Annotated in this window: 1 protein-coding gene; it reads left to right on the forward strand. The window is 49.3% G+C overall.

Going from position 1 to position 430, the window contains the following annotated elements; translation table 11 throughout:
• The coding region (locus AB4263_RS22260) for a transposase (protein ID WP_372098923.1) at positions 1-398 on the forward strand (398 nt) is incomplete at its 5' end.
• Between the last annotated feature and the right edge of the window lie 32 nt (positions 399-430).

Raw genomic sequence — 430 nt, forward strand, 5'->3', positions numbered from 1 at the left:
GAAAAGCAGAGCGTCAAGCGCTTGCCAAGCCGATACTGGATGAGCTTTACCAATGGATGACAACCCAGAAGGTGATAGGCTCTAGCCCACTAGGCAAAGCAATAAAGTACACGCTCGGGCAATGGCCTAAACTCATTCGTTATATCGACGATGGTCACTTATCTATTGATAATAATCGCGCTGAACGCGCAATTAAACCACTGGTCATTGGCAGAAAAAATTGGCTGTTCTCTAACACACCAAATGGTGCTGAGGCGAGCGCGATGCTTTACAGCATCATCGAGACCGCGAAAGCCAACGGTCTTATCCTCTACGACTACATGGTCAAGTGCATGAAAGAGCTCGCGAAAGCAGAGCCTGATATCGACGCACTCCTGCCTTGGAACTTCAAACACTGACAAGTCGCCCCGTGGGTTCATGGGGCGTTTAC

This window comes from Vibrio sp. 10N.261.55.C5 (assembly GCF_041470505.1).
Taxonomy (GTDB): domain Bacteria; phylum Pseudomonadota; class Gammaproteobacteria; order Enterobacterales; family Vibrionaceae; genus Vibrio; species Vibrio crassostreae_C.